This is a genomic window from Sorangium sp. So ce448, from assembly GCF_051520915.1.
GTDB lineage: Bacteria > Myxococcota_A > Polyangia > Polyangiales > Polyangiaceae > Sorangium > Sorangium cellulosum_B.
Genome location: NZ_CP150343.1, coordinates 8,354,977 through 8,371,450, shown reverse-complemented (window position 1 = coordinate 8,371,450; position 16,474 = coordinate 8,354,977). Strand labels below are relative to the sequence as shown.

The 16,474-nt window shown below is 71.3% G+C and carries 10 protein-coding genes and 15 tRNA genes; 21 read left to right on the top strand and 4 right to left on the bottom strand.

Features of this window, described 5'->3' with window-relative positions; genetic code table 11:
• Positions 1-114 precede the first annotated feature (114 nt).
• From WMF45_RS31525 to WMF45_RS31425, 21 genes are all read left to right on the top strand, one after another.
• A complete protein-coding gene (locus tag WMF45_RS31525; protein WP_437708745.1) occupies positions 115-1,182 on the top strand; it encodes a protoporphyrinogen/coproporphyrinogen oxidase in 1,068 nt (355 codons plus the stop codon).
• 92 nt (positions 1,183-1,274) lie between these two features.
• Positions 1,275-2,525 carry a tetratricopeptide repeat protein gene (locus WMF45_RS31520; RefSeq protein ID WP_437708744.1) on the top strand — a complete coding sequence of 417 codons (1,251 nt, stop codon included), beginning with the start codon at positions 1,275-1,277 and terminating at the stop codon, positions 2,523-2,525.
• Positions 2,526-2,829: 304 nt separating this feature from the next.
• The gene (locus WMF45_RS31515) at positions 2,830-3,012 is read left to right on the top strand and encodes a hypothetical protein (protein WP_437708743.1); all 183 of its coding nucleotides are present in this window, start codon (positions 2,830-2,832) and stop codon (positions 3,010-3,012) included.
• Between the two features lie 441 nt (positions 3,013-3,453).
• A tRNA-Lys gene (locus WMF45_RS31510) sits at positions 3,454-3,527 on the top strand.
• Between the two features lie 95 nt (positions 3,528-3,622).
• A tRNA-Asn gene (locus WMF45_RS31505) sits at positions 3,623-3,694 on the top strand.
• Between the two features lie 99 nt (positions 3,695-3,793).
• Positions 3,794-3,866 (top strand) — tRNA-Pro (locus tag WMF45_RS31500).
• Between the two features lie 12 nt (positions 3,867-3,878).
• Positions 3,879-3,953 (top strand) — tRNA-His (locus WMF45_RS31495).
• Between the two features lie 98 nt (positions 3,954-4,051).
• Complete coding sequence (locus tag WMF45_RS31490) at positions 4,052-5,731, top strand: TROVE domain-containing protein (RefSeq protein WP_437708742.1); 1,680 nt, start codon at positions 4,052-4,054, stop codon at positions 5,729-5,731.
• Positions 5,732-5,915: 184 nt separating this feature from the next.
• Positions 5,916-5,987: transfer RNA gene (locus WMF45_RS31485), tRNA-Arg, on the top strand.
• Positions 5,988-6,062: 75 nt separating this feature from the next.
• Positions 6,063-6,185 (top strand) — tRNA-OTHER (locus tag WMF45_RS31480).
• A 7-nt stretch (positions 6,186-6,192) separates the two neighbouring features.
• Positions 6,193-6,264: transfer RNA gene (locus WMF45_RS31475), tRNA-Asp, on the top strand.
• A gap of 4 nt (positions 6,265-6,268) precedes the next feature.
• Positions 6,269-6,338 (top strand) — tRNA-Trp (locus WMF45_RS31470).
• 159 nt (positions 6,339-6,497) lie between these two features.
• Positions 6,498-6,569: transfer RNA gene (locus WMF45_RS31465), tRNA-Ala, on the top strand.
• A 177-nt stretch (positions 6,570-6,746) separates the two neighbouring features.
• Positions 6,747-6,817: transfer RNA gene (locus WMF45_RS31460), tRNA-Gly, on the top strand.
• A 100-nt stretch (positions 6,818-6,917) separates the two neighbouring features.
• Positions 6,918-6,991 (top strand) — tRNA-Glu (locus WMF45_RS31455).
• A gap of 86 nt (positions 6,992-7,077) precedes the next feature.
• Positions 7,078-7,151: transfer RNA gene (locus WMF45_RS31450), tRNA-Pro, on the top strand.
• 45 nt (positions 7,152-7,196) lie between these two features.
• Positions 7,197-7,270: transfer RNA gene (locus WMF45_RS31445), tRNA-Pro, on the top strand.
• A gap of 15 nt (positions 7,271-7,285) precedes the next feature.
• Positions 7,286-7,367, top strand: a tRNA-Leu gene (locus WMF45_RS31440).
• A 4-nt stretch (positions 7,368-7,371) separates the two neighbouring features.
• Positions 7,372-7,444 (top strand) — tRNA-Leu (locus WMF45_RS31435).
• Positions 7,445-7,504: 60 nt separating this feature from the next.
• Positions 7,505-8,023, top strand: a complete 519-nt coding sequence (locus WMF45_RS31430) for an HNH endonuclease (RefSeq protein ID WP_437708741.1) — start codon at positions 7,505-7,507, stop codon at positions 8,021-8,023.
• A 113-nt stretch (positions 8,024-8,136) separates the two neighbouring features.
• Complete coding sequence (locus tag WMF45_RS31425; RefSeq protein WP_437708740.1) at positions 8,137-10,353, top strand: protein kinase domain-containing protein; 2,217 nt, start codon at positions 8,137-8,139, stop codon at positions 10,351-10,353.
• 69 nt (positions 10,354-10,422) lie between these two features.
• Here the strand turns inward: WMF45_RS31425 and WMF45_RS31420 are convergent, their stop codons facing one another.
• The 4 genes from WMF45_RS31420 to WMF45_RS31405 all read right to left on the bottom strand — a co-directional run bounded on the left by WMF45_RS31420 (position 10,423) and on the right by WMF45_RS31405 (position 16,260).
• The gene (locus tag WMF45_RS31420; RefSeq protein ID WP_437708739.1) at positions 10,423-10,998 is read right to left on the bottom strand and encodes an HPF/RaiA family ribosome-associated protein; all 576 of its coding nucleotides are present in this window, start codon (positions 10,996-10,998) and stop codon (positions 10,423-10,425) included.
• A gap of 741 nt (positions 10,999-11,739) precedes the next feature.
• Positions 11,740-12,792: a hypothetical protein gene (locus WMF45_RS31415; RefSeq protein WP_437708738.1), complete on the bottom strand. Its 1,053-nt coding sequence runs from the start codon at positions 12,790-12,792 to the stop codon at positions 11,740-11,742.
• Between the two features lie 216 nt (positions 12,793-13,008).
• Positions 13,009-14,229, bottom strand: a complete 1,221-nt coding sequence (locus tag WMF45_RS31410; RefSeq protein WP_437708737.1) for a formylglycine-generating enzyme family protein — start codon at positions 14,227-14,229, stop codon at positions 13,009-13,011.
• Positions 14,230-14,607: 378 nt separating this feature from the next.
• A complete protein-coding gene (locus WMF45_RS31405) occupies positions 14,608-16,260 on the bottom strand; it encodes a serine/threonine-protein kinase (protein ID WP_437708736.1) in 1,653 nt (550 codons plus the stop codon).
• Positions 16,261-16,474: the final 214 nt, after the last annotated feature.

The following is a 16,474-nucleotide window of genomic DNA, read 5'->3' as shown; positions in this document are numbered from 1 at the left end:
TCGGTGAATGGAGTGTTTCTCACAGGGGTATCGCCGGCGGGCGAGCCCGGGCGGATCCTGCTCGCCGGATGCAGTGTTTCTCACATTGTTATCGCCTCGTGGTATAGAGGCGCGATGCGACGCATTGCCGTCATTGGAGGCGGTCTGGCCGGGTGCATCGTTGCGTTCCGGCGGGCGACGGCGGGCGATCAGGTGACGCTCGTCGAGGCGGCTCCGCGGGTCGGCGGACAGCTCTGGACGGAGCGGGCCTCGGGCTTCGTCGTCGAGCTCGGCGCCGAGGGGTTCATCGCGCGGAGCGAGGCCGTCCCTGGGCTGGCGAGCGCGCTCGGGATCGCCGGCGATCTCGTCGGTCAGGAGACGCACCGGTCGTTCGGCTTCGACGGCGTCGCGCTGCGGGAGCTCGCGCCGGGCGAGGCGGCGGAGTTCCTCGGCTTCCAGGTGCCGCGCGACGAGCTCGGCAAGGGGATCCGGACCTTCCGCCTCGGGATGGCGCAGCTGACCGAGACGCTCGCGCTCGCGATCGCCGGGCGCGTCGAGGTGCGCTCCTCCGCGGCGGTCGCCTCGCTCGCGAAGGGGGCCGGCGGCTTCCGCCTCGCGCTCGCCGGAGGGGCCGAGATCGACGCCGACGCGGTCGTCCTCGCCACCCACGCCGCCGGCGCGGCCGCGCTGCTCGGCGAGGCGGGGCGGGCGCTCCGCGACGCCGAGACGCTCTCCAGCGTGACGGTCTCGCTGGCGTACCCGCGCGCCGCGATCGAGCACCCGCTCGACGGCACCGGCTTCGTCGTCGCCGCGGGGCACCAGGCGCACGGCTTCCGCGCGTGCACGTTCACGACCTCGAAGTTCGCCGAGCGCGCCCCCGCCGGCCACGTCACGCTTCGCCTCTTTTTCCGCCCGGATCCGGCGGATCTCGAGCAGATGGGCGACGACGCCTGGACGGCGCGCGCCGAGGCCTCGCTCGCCCGCGTGCTGCGCGTGCACGGGCCCTCCGAGCGCGCGTGGGTCTCGCGCTGGTCGAGCGCGCTCCCGGTCTCCACCCCTGCGCACGCGGCGCGGGTCAGAGAGGTCGAGCAGGCGCTCGCCGGCAGCGGCGTGCTCCTCGCCGGATCGGCGTTCCACGGCTCCGGGATCGACGCCGCCGTGCGCTCCGCCGAGGCGGCCTCGGAGCGCGTCGGGGCCCTGTAGCGCGCTGTCGCGCTCCGGCGCTGCGAGCAGCGCGGCCTGCCGGCATCGATCTGCAGTGACAGGCTCGACCCGGACGGGCGAGGATGCACACCATGACCACGGAAGTCACCGGCCGTCGCTGCGCGCGCGACGTCGAAGGGCGCCTTGCGATCGGCTTCATCGCGGTGTGCGTGGCCGCGGGCTGCCGTGATCAGCCGCCGCGGCCGACCGCCGAGAGCGCGCCGCCCGTCTCGGCGAGCTCACCTGCCGCCGTCGCGTCGGCGAGCAGCGGTGCGCCGCCGGCGCCGTCGGCGTTGCCCGCGTCGCCGGCCCTGCCCGCGCCGAGCGCGCGCCCGCTCACCGAGAAGGAGAAGCAGGCCCTCGCCACGTACAAGGCCGCGCTGGCGAGAGGCCGGCTCGCGACGAAGAAGCAGGACTTCAACGCGGCCATCCAGGCGTTCTCCGAGGCGATCGCCGCGGACCCGAGCGACGCGCGGGCGCTCGCGGAGCGAGGCTTCGCGTACCTGACCGCGGGCGACAGCGAAGCGGCGGACAACGATTTCGACGCGGCGCTCGCGGGAGCGGGCGATCCCGAGCTGCGCTCCCAGATCTGGTTCAACCTCGGGCTCCTCCGCGACAGGGCGGGTGACGCCGAGGCGGCCCGGGTCGCTTATGCCAACGCGCACCTGCTCAAGCCCTCGGCGGCGACGCGCGGCAAGCTCGCCGGCAGATCGACGTGCACTGTGGAGGTCCGCAAGGCCGATCTCGAGGGCGCCGGGCTCGTGAAGGGGTGGACCGAGCTCCTCGCGCGGATCGGCACCGCCGAGCAGTCGTCCGGCGAGGCGACGAGCGAGGCCGCGGCGCGAGAGCGCCTGTGCAGGCCCGACTCGAGGTGGGCCGACAGCCCGTGCACCGGCGATCCGCCGTGGGTCTTCCCTCGCGACTACATGATGTACGTGCATCACAGCAACCACGTGGTCTTCCCCCGCAGGCCGGACGGGTTCCTGGTCGTGAACGGCGGTCATTCGGGGGGCTGGCCCGCGCACTGCCATGGGACACGCAGCGTGAGCGGCTCGGTCGAGGGGGGGCTGCTCGTGGTCGAGAGCACCTTCGACGGCGGGGGCGCCGTCTATGACGGAGAGGTCGATGGCGAGATGCGCTGTCGGGACGGCGCGAGCTACCGCGAGCGGACGTTCTATGACGTGCACACCGGCCGGGCGATCGTGGCGCTGCGCTGGCCGGCTGGGAGCGAGGCTGACGTGAAGGTGCAGGGCGGTCAGCTGGTCGTCTCCGGCGGCGGCTGCGACGAGCGAGTCCGGCTCGACGCCAGCGCCAGCGCGAACGCCAACGTCGGCACGAAATAGGCCACGAGGTGCGCTGCGCGCGGTCGCCTGCTGCTGTCGCCCCGTGCTCAGGGGGCCTGAGCGTCGTCGCGGGTCGCGCCTGACGCCCGCGGCATATCAGGTCCAGGGCGGGCGCCGGCAAAGGGAAGATGGCGCGGTTCTTCGATTGCACCGACCGCGCTCGGACCGGCGAGCGCCCAGGGAGAGCGCCAATGTTGAAGGCGTTGAAGGCGTTGAAGGCGCCGAAAAAAGAATCGACTCGAGGAACTTTTCTGTTGCGCAACCCGTCCAAGGGGAGTACTTAATCCGAACACGAGGATTCGCCATGTTTAGCCGCCGCGACAACCTGCAGTTCGTCACCATCCTGTCCAAATCGGGAACGCCCGATGCGGCCATGGCATGGGATCGCCTGCTGGGCGGTGGCGGTGAACATTGGGCGCATAATCCAGGCTACCCTTGCAGCCTCCGTTTGTCGCGGAAGCTCGGTAACCCGGAGAATAGCGCCTAGAGGCAGCTAAGCACGCGTCGATCGACGACGTTCGCGAAGGCCGCCTCGGGAAACCCAGGCGGCCTTCGGCGTTCTGGGGGGTTGGGGGCTGTCGGCTCGTTGCGGCTATCGGTCCGCTCGTGGGCTTTCGATCTGCCGTGGGCTGTCGGCCTGCCGGTGGGCTTTCGATCTGTTGTGGGCTGTCGGCCTGCTGTGGATCGCCGGCTGCCGGCGAGTCGAGGAGATGAGTTGTCTTGCGTCCAGCGCGCGACGTCGTCGCGCGCCGCGGTGGGGGAGTTGCGCCCGGAGAAAGGAGGCGCGGCAGAGAATGCGTTGGGAGCATTCGATTCGAGGATGAGCGCCGCGGCGCGCGTTCACGGCGCCGGGTGATGTTTTCGCGGAATGGTCGACGTGGTTTGGCTTGCTGACATGGCAGGCCATGCGGAGGTGTGCCCTCCGCGCGGACCCGTAGCTCAGCTGGATAGAGCAGCCGCCTCTTAAGCGGACGGTTGGAGGTTCGATTCCTCTCGGGTCCACCTGTCCTCGCCGGCGCAGCCGCGCCGGCGGTGAGGGACACCTGATCTGTGACATTCCAGGATGATGTAGATGGAGGCGCGCTGCGCCTCCATGTTCCGGTGTAGCTCAATGGTAGAGCGCCCGCCTGTTAAGCGGGTGGTTGGAGGTTCGATTCCTCCCGCCGGAGCCGCGCCCCCATCGCGGGAGGCAGGCCCGTTTCGCTCACGCGGGGCGCCGGCTCGCCGCCGGCCGGGGGCGCGTCGGCGCCTCGTTCGAGCGGGCGCTGCGGGATGTAGCCTAGTGGAAAGGCGCCTCATCTGGGGTGAGGAGATCCGCCGGTTCGATTCCGGCCATCCCGACGATGGTTTGCGTGGGTGTTTCTCTTCTGGTGAAGAGGGCAGGTTGTGACCCTGCGGAGGCGGGTTCGATCCCCGTACGCCCACCCAGGACGGGTCGAACGGGCTCGGTTATCTTTGGGAGATCAACCCGAGCACGCTCTTTTATCCGTCCTCTATTGCCCGGGGCCCGGGCCGGAGGTGGTGTGATGGCCGATTATCTGAAGCACTTCGCCGCGCTGGTCACCCCGCAGCGGCAGAAGGCCCGCGCCGATCAGGCGAGGAACAGCGCCGGCGGCTTCGCCTTCGCCCTCGACGAGTGGGCGAGGCTCGACCGCTGGCTGATCCTCGGCGCCGAGGGGGGTACCTACTACGCGACCGAGCGGAAGCTCACGGTGGAGAACGCCCGCGCCGTCGAGGCGTGCCTCGCCGCGGACGGGCCCCGCGCCGTGCAGCGCATCGTCGACATCAGCGGCTCGGGGCGAGCGCCGAAGAACGCGCCCGCGATCTTCGCGCTCGCGATCGCCGCCGCCGACGCGAAGATCGAGACCCGGCAGGCCGCCCTCGCGGCCTTGCCCGAGGTGTGCCGCACGGGGACGGATCTCTTCCACTTCGTCCGCGATGTGCAGGGGTTCCGCAAGTGGGGGCGCGGGCTGCGGTCCGCCGTCGCCGCCTGGTACAACGGCAAGCCCGTCGACAGGGTCGCGTACCAGGCGATGAAGTACCAGCAGCGCGACGGCTTCAGCCACCGCGATCTCCTGCGTCTCGCGCACCCCGTCGCGCCGACCCCGCAGCACGACGCCCTGTACCGCTGGATCGTCGGCGGCATCGAGGCGCTCGGCAAGGAGTCGGCGCGCGGCAAGGCGCTGCCCATGACCGATCTGCCGGACGCGGTGCGCGCGTTCGAGTCGCTCCGCGCGGCGACCAACCGCAAGCAGGTCACCGCGCTGATCAGGCAGCATCGCTTCACGCACGAGATGCTCCTGACCGAGTGGAAGAACGACCCCGCGGTCTGGGAAGCGCTGCTCGAGCACATGCCTCAGACAGCGCTCCTCCGGAACCTGGGGAAGATGACCGCGATCGGCCTGCTCTCGCCGATGAGCGACGCGTCCCGCAGGGTGGCGCGACAGCTCACCGACGCCGAGCGCCTGCGCGCGGCCCGGGTCCACCCCATCGCCGTGCTCTCGGCCCTCAAGGTCTACGGGCAGGGCCAAGGCGAGCGCGCTCGCCGGCGCGCCAACGCGCTCTCGTGGACCCCGGTCCGCGAGGTCGTCGACGCGCTGAACGAGGCGTTCTACCTGGCGTTCCGGGCGGTCGAGCCGACGGGGAAGAAGCACCTCCTGGCGCTCGACATCTCCGGGTCCATGACCAGCGGCTCCATCGCCGGCGTCCCCGGCTTGACGCCGCGCGTGGCGAGCGCAGCCATGGCCATGGCGACGGCGAGGATCGAGCGCGAGTACGGCATCGTCGGCTTCTCGGCGGCGCCGGGCGGGTACGGCGGCAAGTGGGGCGGGGGCGTCTCCGGCCTCACGCCGCTGTCGATATCGCCGGAGCAGCGCCTCGACGACGTGCTGCGCGCGGTGAATGGCCTGCCCTTCGGCGGCACCGACTGCGCGTTGCCGATGGTCTGGGCGAAGCGGAACCGGGTAGAGGTCGACGCGTTCGTCATCTACACGGACAACGAGACCTGGGCGGGCGGCGTTCACCCGTTCCAGGCGCTCAGGGAATACAGGCAGGCGATGGGCCGACCGGCCCGGCTGCTCGTCGTCGGCATGACGTCGACCGGCTTCTCGATCGCCGATCCCACGGACCCCGGCATGCTCGATGTCGTGGGGTTCGACGGGGCGGCCCCCCAGGTGATGGCGGATTTCACCCGGGGTGTCTCGTGACAGGCAGCGTGACGGACGGGCTCCGCCGGCCCGTCCGTCCGACGAGGGCGCCTCACGAGCGCCCTCCTTTTGCGGGGCGCCGCCATGATGGATGGCACCTGTCCTTCACCCTTTGCCCGGGATCTCCCGGGCCTCCGAGGGACAGTTCTCGTGGTTCGACTCCAGCGTCCCGCTCTCAGCAAAAGCCCCCGAGCCCGAATGGATAGGGGCCGGCCTACGAAGCCGGTCGATGCGGGTTCGAGTCCCGCCGGGGGCGCCGGGATCCCCTCTCCGTCGCCCGCTCTCTCGCCCGATCCGGGCCGAAGGACGACGGTTCTCGGATCCCGACCATGCCGCCGTAGCTCAGCCTGGTAGAGCACCTGACATTCCGCTCTCCATCCATTGCCCGATCCGGGCCGAAGGAGGACGGTTACCGTTAATCTGGATGACGCGGGTTCGAATCCCGTCGGCGGCGCTGGTTTGCCCTTGTATGCATCTGGTGAGGCAGCCTGATTGTCGATCAGGTGAGGGGAGTTCGATCCTCCTCGGGGGCGCCTTGGGGTGTGCGTCATGGAGACGGCGGAGCCTCCAAAACTCCTGCGAGAAGGTTCGATTCCTTCACGCCCCGCCGCAAAAAAAGAGCGCGATGATCCCAATAAGATCGATGCGTGATCGTCCAATGGGCAAGGAGGTAAAGAAGGCAAATGAGGTAAAGAAGGTAAAGGACGTGGGGAGACAAGGAGATGGATGTTCGATGATGAAGATCTGACGCCAGGACCGCTGGCTCGGGGTGATAGTTCAACCGGGAGAACACTGCCTTCGCACGGCAGGGATCGAGGTTCGACCCCTCGTCGCTCCACCGGACGGGCCAATGCTCGTGGGTTACCATGCCGCTTGGCAGTTCCCCCTTGGGGCCTCCCCACGGCGCCCTTTGCCCGTTCGTTCGTCTCGTTGCCGAGGCGGGCCGCCGTCCGGCGGCCCACACGATGTGCGGGCGCGCGGCGCCCGGCGGCCCGCCTCTTTTTTCGATGAAACCGCGGTGGTAGCTCAACGGTAGAGTGCGAGCGTGCCAGGCTCGCGATAGGAGTTCGATTCTCCTCCACCGCTCCTGTCAGGGGGCCGCGCCTCGCGGCGCTCTGCGCCAGCGACGTCGCGGCGCCGGGGCCGCAGGTCGGCTCTCCTGATCATGTGTTTATCATGTGTCCCTGTCCCCATCTCGCTAGAGGCTCAGGCGGCCGGATTTTCGCTCCGGAGGCGCGGGTTCGAATCCCGCTGGGGACACCGGGCCGCTCCGCTCGCCAGCGTGCTCCGTAGGGAGCCCGCGCCCGAGCGGGCGAGCCTGCCAATTCCATCTTGATGAGAGTTTTCTGGGTGTGGCTCAACCTGGTAGAGCACCGGCTTCGGGAGCCGGGGACTGGGGGTTCGAATCCCCCCACCCAGACCGCGGAGGAGCGACAGCTCCGCCGCGACGCGCGACGAAGACCCTCTGGGTGTGGCTCAACCTGGTAGAGCACCGGCTGGGGGAGCCGGGGGCTGGAGGTTCGAATCCTCCCACTCAGACCGCGTCGCGCAGACGTCACCGTGACGGAACGGCATACGTGGCAGGCTGAGATCCTGCGCCCTTCGGGGTATGTGGGTTCGAGTCCCACCGGTGACACCCTGCCCGGGTGGCGAAACGGCAAACGCTGCTGGCTTAGACCCAGCCATCTGGGGGTTCGACTCCCTCCCCGGGCACCGATTGCGTCTAACCTGGAGTGACGTCATGAAGAGAAAGAGACGATAGAGAGGTGGGCCATGACCGCGCAGACGCTGCTTTTGACGCCATGGATGGTGCCCCATAAGGTCATCCCCTGGCAGACCGCCGTCACGATGAGCTTCCTGGGCAAGGTGGAGGTCATCGAGGTGTACGACGACGTCATCCGGTCGCCGTCGCTCTCCATCAACGCGCCCGCGGTGGTGCGGCTGAAGCGGCCGACGCTGGGGATGAAGCGCGGCGTGAAGTTCTCGCGGCTCAACGTCCTGCTGCGCGACGGATTCCGCTGCCAGTACTGCGGCGTGCAGAAGGTGGCCCGTGAGCTCAACTACGATCACGTCATCCCGCGTGTGCAGGGTGGCAAGACCGTCTGGGACAACATCGTCGCTTCCTGCTACGCGTGCAACTCGACGAAGCGGGGGCGTACGCCGGAGCAGGCCGGCATGAAGCTGCTCCGCGCCCCGGTGAAGCCGAAGTGGCTGCCGCCTGCGCCCGTCATGGGCCTGAGCGAGCGGCGCATCCCGGAGCTGTGGGCAGGCTACTGCGCGAGCTCGGGGTGAGCTGAGCCCCTCGCGCCGGCGCGCCCGGGGCCCGTCGTGCAGACGGCGGGTCGGGCGCGCCAGCGCGCGTCGGGGCTTCCGCCGGCGGCCTCGCGGGTGCAGGATGGGCAGGCATGGAGACGCGTCAGGCCGGAGGCCGCGCGGAGGACGAGGACGCGCCGTTCCCCGCGATCCTGCGGGGCTGGCTCATCGAGGGAGAGCTCGGCCGCGGCGGGATGGGGCGCGTCTTCCGGGCGCGGCACCCGAAGACGCGGGCGCGGGCGGCGATCAAGGTGCTGCTCGGCGACTACGCCCGCCGGCCGGACGTCGTGGCGCGCTTCCGGCAGGAGGCGATCGCCGTCAACATCATCAACCACCCCGGCATCGTCCGTGTCTTCGACTCCGGTGAGCTCGACGACGGCTCTCCCTACATCGTGATGGAGTACCTGGACGGGCGGGGGCTGCGCGACTGGGTGCAGGCCGTGCCGGTCGCGGATCGGCCGCGGCAGGTCGTGCGGCTCGGCTACCAGATCGCGTCGGCCATGGCCGCGGCCCACGCGTCCAAGGTCGTCCATCGCGATCTGAAGCCGGAGAACATCATGGTGATCGACGACGAGCTCGCCCCCGGGGGCAGCCGCGTCAAGATCCTCGATTTCGGCATCGCGAAGGTCCTCTGGGGCGGGCTCCCCGAGGTGCTGGAGCTGGACGCGAGGGGCTCCCTCGCGCCTGCGTCCGCGCCCACGCTCCGCACCGAGCTCTCGGCGCCGACCGCGCCGACGGTGGGGATGGCGCCCGACCCCGAGAGCGCCGCCGGCTGGGCGGGGATCGCGAGCGGCCCTGCGAGCGACGCGCGCACGACGGCGGACAGCGAAGGGAGCTCGACAGCGGAGAGCGACCCGCGCGAGGACGACGCGCTCCGGAGCCTTCCTCGCGTGAGCCTCGAGAGGCCTGCGATCCAGATCTTCCCCGCGCCGGTCGAGATCGCGCCCGGGGTGGTCTCCTCTGCTGCGGGGCGCGTGTCCATCGAGCCCGCCGGGCCCGCGTCGAGCGGCGGGGGCGCGGGACAGCCCACGATGCCGTTCACGCAGGAAGGCGCGTGGGGCCTCGGGACGAGGAGCTACATGGCGCCGGAGCAGGAGCGCCACTCCGGGAGCGTCGACGTCAAGGCGGACGTCTATTCCCTCGGCGTCATCCTCTACGAGCTGCTCGAGGGGCAGACGCCCGACGCGCCGCGCGGCGCGTGGCCGCCCCCGATGAGCGCGGCCACGCCGCCCGATCTCGTCGCCCTCGTCCACCGGGTGCTGTCGTTCGACCCCGATGCGCGGCCGCGCATGGCGGAGGTGGCGACGGCGCTGCACCGGCTCGGCCGGGCGAAGAAGGAGCTCGACGAGGCGCTCTCGAGGTGGGTCGCGAGCGGCAGGGCGCCGAGGCTCCTGCCGCGCGGCAAGGCGCTGCACGAGCTGTCCGCGTGGGCCCGGGACATCGACGACCTCTCGGGCCTGGAGCGCAGCTTCCTCGACGCGGCCCTCGGCGCGGAGGCCCGCCGCGAGCGGCTCACAAGGGTGCTCCTTGGGCTCGGCGTTGTCTTCCTGATGGGCATGGTCGCGACGACCACGGTGTTCTGGGTGCACGCGACGCGGGCGCGGGCGACGGCCGAGGCCGCCGAGCGCGCCGCGCGGGAGCACAGCCGCCTCGAGGCGGCCGCGAACTCCTCCGCGCAGGAGGCCCTCGCGAAGATGACCGAGGCGCAGCGCGCCACCGAGGAGGCGCTCGCATTTGCGATGAAGGCGAGCGACGACGCGAAGAGCGCCAACTCCGCCAGGGACTCGATGACCGAGGCGAAGCGCCTGGCCGAGGGCGCCGAGCTCCGCGCGAGGCGCGCGGCCCAGGCCGCGGCCGCCGCGAAGGCGGAGGCCGACGAGCGCTACGAGCAGTCGAGGAGCGCCATGGAGCGCGAGATCGCCGGGCTCGAGGGCGACCGCGAGCGCCTGTCGGCGCGGCTCGGACAGGCCGAGGACGAGCGCGAGAGGGTGAGGACCGCCCTCCGCTCGAGAGAGCAAGAGCTCAGGGCGGTCCTGTCGGAGCTAAGGCGCGAGTCCACGCGCGCGGGCTTGCTCGAGCGCAGGCTCGACGAGGCCTCCGCGCAGATCGACGCGCTGGAGAGGCAGAACGAGGAGTGCGCCCTGCGGCAGCGCAGGGCGCAGCCGCAGCCGGAGCCTCCCGCGGACGGGGACATGCCCCCTGCGAAGGAAGAGAGAGAGGAGATCGCGACGCCGCCGGCAGAGCCGCCGGTGGACTCGAGGCCTCGGCCGGCGCCCCGCTGGCGGTGGCGACGCGATACGACGATATAGCCTCGGCGGACAGCGGGGAAGCGGGGCTCGCGCCGCGCGCTCGATCCCCGCGCGCCCTGCGCATCCCAGCTAGCTGAGCGTAGGTGTCTCCTCGCGGCCACGGTTGCCGCCGCGCGCGTCCACGACGCGCACGCTGCTCGCCTGAGGCCCCTCGTTGCCGTCCTCCTCGGTGTAGGCGACGCCCATGCCGACCCTCAGATCGGAGAACGGAGCCGATACGATGCTTCGCTCGTGGAAATAGATCTCCCGACCATCGATCGTCGTGATGAACCCGTAGTCGTTGAACAGCTTCGCGATGACGCCGGCCGTGTCCTGCGCCGGGTGTGCCTTCACCTCGCTCCGTTGCTCGTCAGAGAGCCTCTTGAGCTGGCGACCGGCGCGCTGGAACACGTCGCGCACCGCCGCCGGCAGCAGGTTCCTCGCGGCCCGCTCCTCGCTCACGATCTCGTGCTTGCCGGCCACGTGGAGGTCGACGCGCACGCGGTACTCTCCGCCCGTGCCCATGCTCGCGTGGTCGCGCTCGACCACCACCGCGCAGCTGTTGATGTGGTCGTTGAAGCGCTCGATCTTGTTCGCTTGCTCCTGGATCAGCTCCTCGAGCGAGGGGCTTTTGCCGATGTGTCGGAAGGTGAGCTCCACTTGCATGCTCTCTCCTTTCATCGCTTCAAATCACGCTGTAGCATCGTCGGTATGCGTCTGCTTCGCCGGAGGCGCAGGCTCGGGATCGGCGCTGCGACCGTGAACACCTCGCGTGTGCTCTGCGTGATCAGGTAGCAAGTTCGCTGCCATGGCCGCTCAACCGCGCACCGGCCGCGCGGCGCGTTCCTTCACGGTCGAGCGCGCCAGGCGCGCGCGCGCGGGCGCAGGCTCTGCGCGGGGTGAGCCATTTCTTGCGTCCCTCGTGGATCTCCAGGGTGGCGCGGCGGTGTGGCACGAAGCGACGGGGCGCCCTCTCCTGGGGCAGTTTGCGACGCGAGGCGCGCTTCACGTCGTTCCAGGGCGTCTCGTCGGTGCTCGAGGCGTGTCGAGTCCGGGAGCGGTGCCGCCCGGCCCTGACGAGCTCTGCCATCAGAGGGCGCCGCGAGGGGGCGGCGGCCACGGCGGGCCCTCACGGTGCGCGGAGCGACGCGAAGGCCCGCCCGCCGTGCCGATCGGGAGCACGTGCGCACGGCGCGTCGTCGTGTCGTCGTGTCGTCGTGCGGCGCAGGAGCAGCGACAGGACGGCGTGCACGAGGGCGAGCGCCCGCGCCGCGAACGTCGCCGCGCCGCCGGATCGCGCTCCTCCGCTCGACCTGCCCTCCGCGCTGCGCCGTGCGCCCGAGCTCGCCCCCGTGCTCGCCGTGGCCCTTGGATCGATCTCGCTCCTCGGCGCGCCGGCGCGCCGCTTCAGCGGATCTCGAAGACGTAATCCGTGTCGTAGGTGCGGACGAAGAGCTTGCCGTCCTTCTCGACGAGGAACTCGGGGCCGCTCTTCAGCGGCAGCCTGGAGACCACCTTGCCGGTGGCGCGCTCGAGGACATAGAGGAAATCCGGCTCGGCCGTGAAGCCGTATCCGCAGAGGAGGTGATCTCCATGCAAGACGAAGTTCTCGGCGTTGCAGACGAGCGGCGCGCTCTGCCAGAGCAGCTGTCCCGAGGCGAGCTCGATGGCCGACAGGTAGGCGTTCTTGCCCTTCGACGAGGCCGCATACGTCCTGTGCCCCGACGAGACGTAGAGGACGCCGTCCTCGACCGCGGCCCAGCCGATGCTGCCCTTCACGAAGCCGGCTTCCTTGGGCTCGAACGCAGGCGGCATGAGGAAGCTCTCGAAGTCGAAGAAGGCGACGATCGTGTACGCCGCGTCGAGGATCGCGACGAAGCGCGCCTCGGCGAAGTTCGGGCCGTAGAGCAGCGCGCTGTGGTCCCCGTGGCCGATCACCTTGACGAGCGCTCGATTGCGGTAGCGCTCGGGAGCGAAGGAGGGCGAGGTGTAGCTCGCCCCGTCCGCGTCCGCGCCAGGCGCCGGCGTGATCATCGGCACCGCGAGGCCGTTCGTGGTGAACCATGCCGCCTCGTCCGTGATCTGGTTCTTCTTCTCGGCGATCTTCACGAGGCGCGGCGCGGCGGAGCTTCCGGCCGGCGCGCGCCGGACGAGCGCCGCGCCGAACGGCGGCGGCGGGAGCCTCACCGGAGACCGGCTATCGAGCGCCGCGCCGTCGCTCGCGGCCACCAGCGCCGGCTTCCCGTTGCCGCCGCGGGGGGGCGGCGCGGGCTGCGGCGGCGGGGCGCCGTCGTGAGGCGCCGGCGTCGCGGCGCCGGTCGCGCCGGGGGGCGTCGCGGCGTCCTGGGAGGCGCGGGCCGGCGGCGCCGAAGCCGGCTGGCACGCGCATACGGCGAGCAACGCGGCGGCGAGCCAGCGCGCGGGGCGAAGTGGCTGAGGGGGAGGCGGGGCGGAGAGCACGCGGGCAGCGTACCGCATCCGCCCCGGCGAGAGGGCGCTCCGAGGCGCGGGAGCTCAGCCCGAGGGCGTGAAGGAGAGGTTGAGCGTGTAGGGGCCGGCGTCCTGCGTGTTGTACGGCTCGACGAAGATGAAGGCGGCCGTCGCCGCGCGCGCAGGCGCCCCGCGCGCGAGCGGGGCGCCGGGACGGCGTTCGACTTCTTCGGCTGATCGCGGCCGCTACGGCGTCCTCGCGCACCGCACGCCGAGGCTGTAGTAGGGCGCCGACGGCGCGACGCTGACTCGCTCGGACGTCCGCAGATAGCTCGGCGTGCCGAAGCTGCTCCCGCTGCGGACCACGCGGTTCGAGGTGTCCGCCAGGTTGGCGCAGTCGACGCATTCCGCCGGATAGGTCCCGTACCCATCCAGCATCCACTCCCGCATGCTCCCGCCGAGATCCGCCTGCGTCCACCGCCCGTCGCCCTTCGGCGAGCGGGACCCGACGTGCACGATGTCGCTGAAGTCGCTCTGGAACGTGCAGCCGGGCGCCGTGCTCTCCCTGCAATCGTAGGAGGCGTAGCTCGCGTCGATGGTCGTCGACTCCGGCGGATTCGACCACGGATACTGCCGCTGCTCGTCCCCGCCGGCCGCCGCGTAGTTCCACTCGGCTTCTGTCGGGAGCCGGCCACCGTCCCACGCGCAGAACGCAAAGGCGACATACCAGCTCACGCAGTTCATCGGCAGGTGCTCCTGGGCGCCCGCCTCGTCCGTCCACGTCCGCATGTCGGCGTTGTCCGGATTGCACATCACCGCTGCTCGCAGCGCCGCCGCGTCCGGGGGCAGCTCGCTGTTCCAGGCCGGGTTCCACCCGCTCCCCTGGATGCCCGGGTGCGCTCCCGTGTCGGCCGCGGGCTGGCTGCCGGGGTACGCCTCGAAGAACCTCCGGAACCTCCCCACCGTCACCTCGAAGCGATCCAGCCGGAAGTCGCTCACCGTCGCTGGATATGCAGCATCGTTGCCGCGGTCGAAGGTCCCCCCGGGCACCACCGCGCTCGCGCAGCAGCTCTCGCTCTCGCCCGGCCCGCACGTCGATGGCAGCCCTTCGCAGCTCGGGGGCGTCGTGCACGCGCTTCCGCTGCACACGGGCGCCTCCGCAGGACACGGCTCCGGGGCGTCCCACTGACCGCGGTCGTTGCACCGCTCTAGCCGGTTGTCCGAGCACCGCGCGTCGCCGCGCGTGCACTCGCCGACGTCGGCGCCGGCGCCGCCGCCATTGCCGGCGCCGCTGCCATTGCCGGCTCCGCCGCGGCCCGAGCTCGCGTCGCCTCCGCCGGATACGGTGTCGCCGCCTGCGCCTTCGAACGGGTGATAGTCCTTGTCCAGCCCCAGTATCGCCGTGCAGCCGCTTGCCATGAAGGCCGATGCCGCCCACCACCACCGACGCGTGCGCTTGCTCTTCATATCTCCTCTTTGCCCACTCTCCCCGCGCTGTCCACCGCGGCACGCGCCCGCGATCTTACCCGGCGACGCGCGCGGTTGCGCCGCCTCCAGCGGGATGGCCGGGCCTACGGGCACGACGACATCCCGACGATGCGAGAAGAGCGGCTGCGTCCACTCCTGACCTCACCCAGCACATAGCGCGTCGCGCCGCACCACGGTGCCCGCCGGTGCTCCCGCCGGCAGCGAGAGCGTGAGCCTCCCGAGCCTTCCGGTTGTAGCGCTCGACCCCATGGGCATCGTCGACCGAGCCCGTCGCCCCCGATGAAGCCCGGGAAAACACTGCTCCTTGCAGCGGTGCGGGCGCGCCGTCTCGGTGGAGGAGGGCTCCGGCTGGCGACCTCAGTAGCGCCCGAACAGCGTGCTGGAGGCCGGCTTGATCGGTGTTGGCGCCTTGCCGCTCGCGACCGCCTTGGGCGCGGTCGTCGTCGGTTTGTTCGGGCGCACCGGCGCAGTCGCGCTCCTGGGGGGCGCCGTCTGGACGCGTGCCTCGGCGGACGGCGTCACCGTCGGAGGGGGCGCCGAGGCCGGCGCGGGCGCCACCACTGCGCTCGGCTCGGGCGTCGCTGCGGCCGGCTCCGGCGCCGCAGCGCTCGGCTGGGGCGCTGCCGCGCTCGGCTCGAGCGCCGTCGCGTTGCCCGCGGGCGGCGCCGTGCCCTGGCTCGGGCTCAGCGGGCTCGCGGCGACCACGTCCGGCACCGCCGGTTCCCCCTCGCTCTCCGCGCGCTGCGCGATCCAGAGGGCTGCGACCACGAGCATCGCGACCCCCAGCAAGGCCATCCCGGCGGCGATTGGCGCCCGGCGCGGCTTCGGCGGCAGCGAGGCGGTGGCCGCGCCGGCCGAGGCGTCTGTCAGGCGCACGCGGTGCGAGCCGGAGAGGTGCTCCGGGGACGGGGTCGTCCCCAGCGCGGATTCCGTTCTCATGAGGGCCGGCGATAGCTCGGGTGACGACGGCGAGCTCGGGCGCGCTCCGGGTGACGACGGCGAGCTCGGGCGCGCTCCGGGCGAGGACGGCGGGCTCGAGAGCCGCGCCGGTGACGACGACGGGCCCTGGAGCATGCCGGCGTAGGACGGCGCGCTCGGGAAGCTCGGGCGGCGGCCACCGCCCACCGGCATGCCGAACACCTCGCCCAGGGCGTGCACCGCCTCCGTGGCCTTGCGGAACCGCGCCGCGGGGTCGACCGCCGTGGCCCGGGCGAACCACGCATCGAAGCCCGGCGGCAACATCACGCCGGCGGAGCGCGCACGCTGCACCGGCGGCTCCTGCGGGCCGCGGACGGCCAGCATCGCGAAGGCGATCACATCACCTGCCTCGTTGGCCTCGGGGTCCCAGTACGGGAGACCCACCAGCAGCGCGTACGCCATCATGCCCAGCGCGTAGATGTCTGCAGCGCCGGTGAGCTTCTTGCCGACATGGAACTGCTCGGGCGCCATGTAGAGCGGCGTGCCGAGGCTGCGGGTGGCGCCGGCCGCGGTGGCGCCGTCGGCGACCAGCTTCGCGACGCCGAAATCCAGGATCTTCACGCGGATCGAGCCGTCCTCGCACTGCGACAGGAAGAGGTTCGCGGGCTTGAGGTCCCGGTGGACGATGTTCGCCGCGTGGGTGCGGTCGAGGGCCAGCGCGGCCTGGTAGAGGTAGGTCACGGCCTCGTCGGGCTGCAGGCGGCCGACGCGCTTGAGGCGCTCGCCGAGCTCCTCGCCGCGCAGCAGCTCCATGACCAGGAAGGGCATGCCGGTCGCCTCGTCGACGCCCGCGTCGAACACATCGACGATGTGCTCGCTCTCGATGTTCGCCGCGATACGCGCCTCTCGCTTGAAGCGCTCGCGCATCTCCTCGCTCTCGAAGAGGTGCGCGTGCATCACCTTGAGAGCTCGGTGTCGCTCGGTCTCGAGGTGGACGACCTCGTGGACGGCGCCCATGGCGCCCGAGGCGATGAGGCGGACCACACGGTAGCGGCGCGCAAAGACAGACCCGTCCGCGAGTGCAGTCGACACGAGCCAAGAGGATCCCGTCGGGCGCCCCCGGCGTCAAGGCCTCCTCGGGGCTTGCCGCGACGGCCCCTGCTGGCGGCGCGCCCGTCCTGTCATGATGTTGCGCAGTTGCGCAGTTACGTAGTTACGTAGTTACGTAGTTACGTAGTTGCACAGTTGCACAGTTGCACAGTTGCGCGGTTGCAAAGGGTCGCTCGTCCTCCGGAATCCTCCGGAA

Bases quoted from the DNA above. Each gene is read 5' to 3' on its own strand.
- WMF45_RS31490 (WP_437708742.1), top strand. From the start codon at position 4,052: ATGGCCGATTATCTGAAGCACTTCGCCGCGCTGGTCACCCCGCAGCGG.
- WMF45_RS31420 (WP_437708739.1), bottom strand. From the start codon at position 10,998: ATGCAAGTGGAGCTCACCTTCCGACACATCGGCAAAAGCCCCTCGCTC.
- WMF45_RS31520 (WP_437708744.1), top strand. From the start codon at position 1,275: ATGACCACGGAAGTCACCGGCCGTCGCTGCGCGCGCGACGTCGAAGGG.
- WMF45_RS31515 (WP_437708743.1), top strand. From the start codon at position 2,830: ATGTTTAGCCGCCGCGACAACCTGCAGTTCGTCACCATCCTGTCCAAA.
- WMF45_RS31425 (WP_437708740.1), top strand. From the start codon at position 8,137: ATGGAGACGCGTCAGGCCGGAGGCCGCGCGGAGGACGAGGACGCGCCG.
- WMF45_RS31525 (WP_437708745.1), top strand. From the start codon at position 115: ATGCGACGCATTGCCGTCATTGGAGGCGGTCTGGCCGGGTGCATCGTT.
- WMF45_RS31430 (WP_437708741.1), top strand. From the start codon at position 7,505: ATGACCGCGCAGACGCTGCTTTTGACGCCATGGATGGTGCCCCATAAG.
- WMF45_RS31410 (WP_437708737.1), bottom strand. From the start codon at position 14,229: ATGAAGAGCAAGCGCACGCGTCGGTGGTGGTGGGCGGCATCGGCCTTC.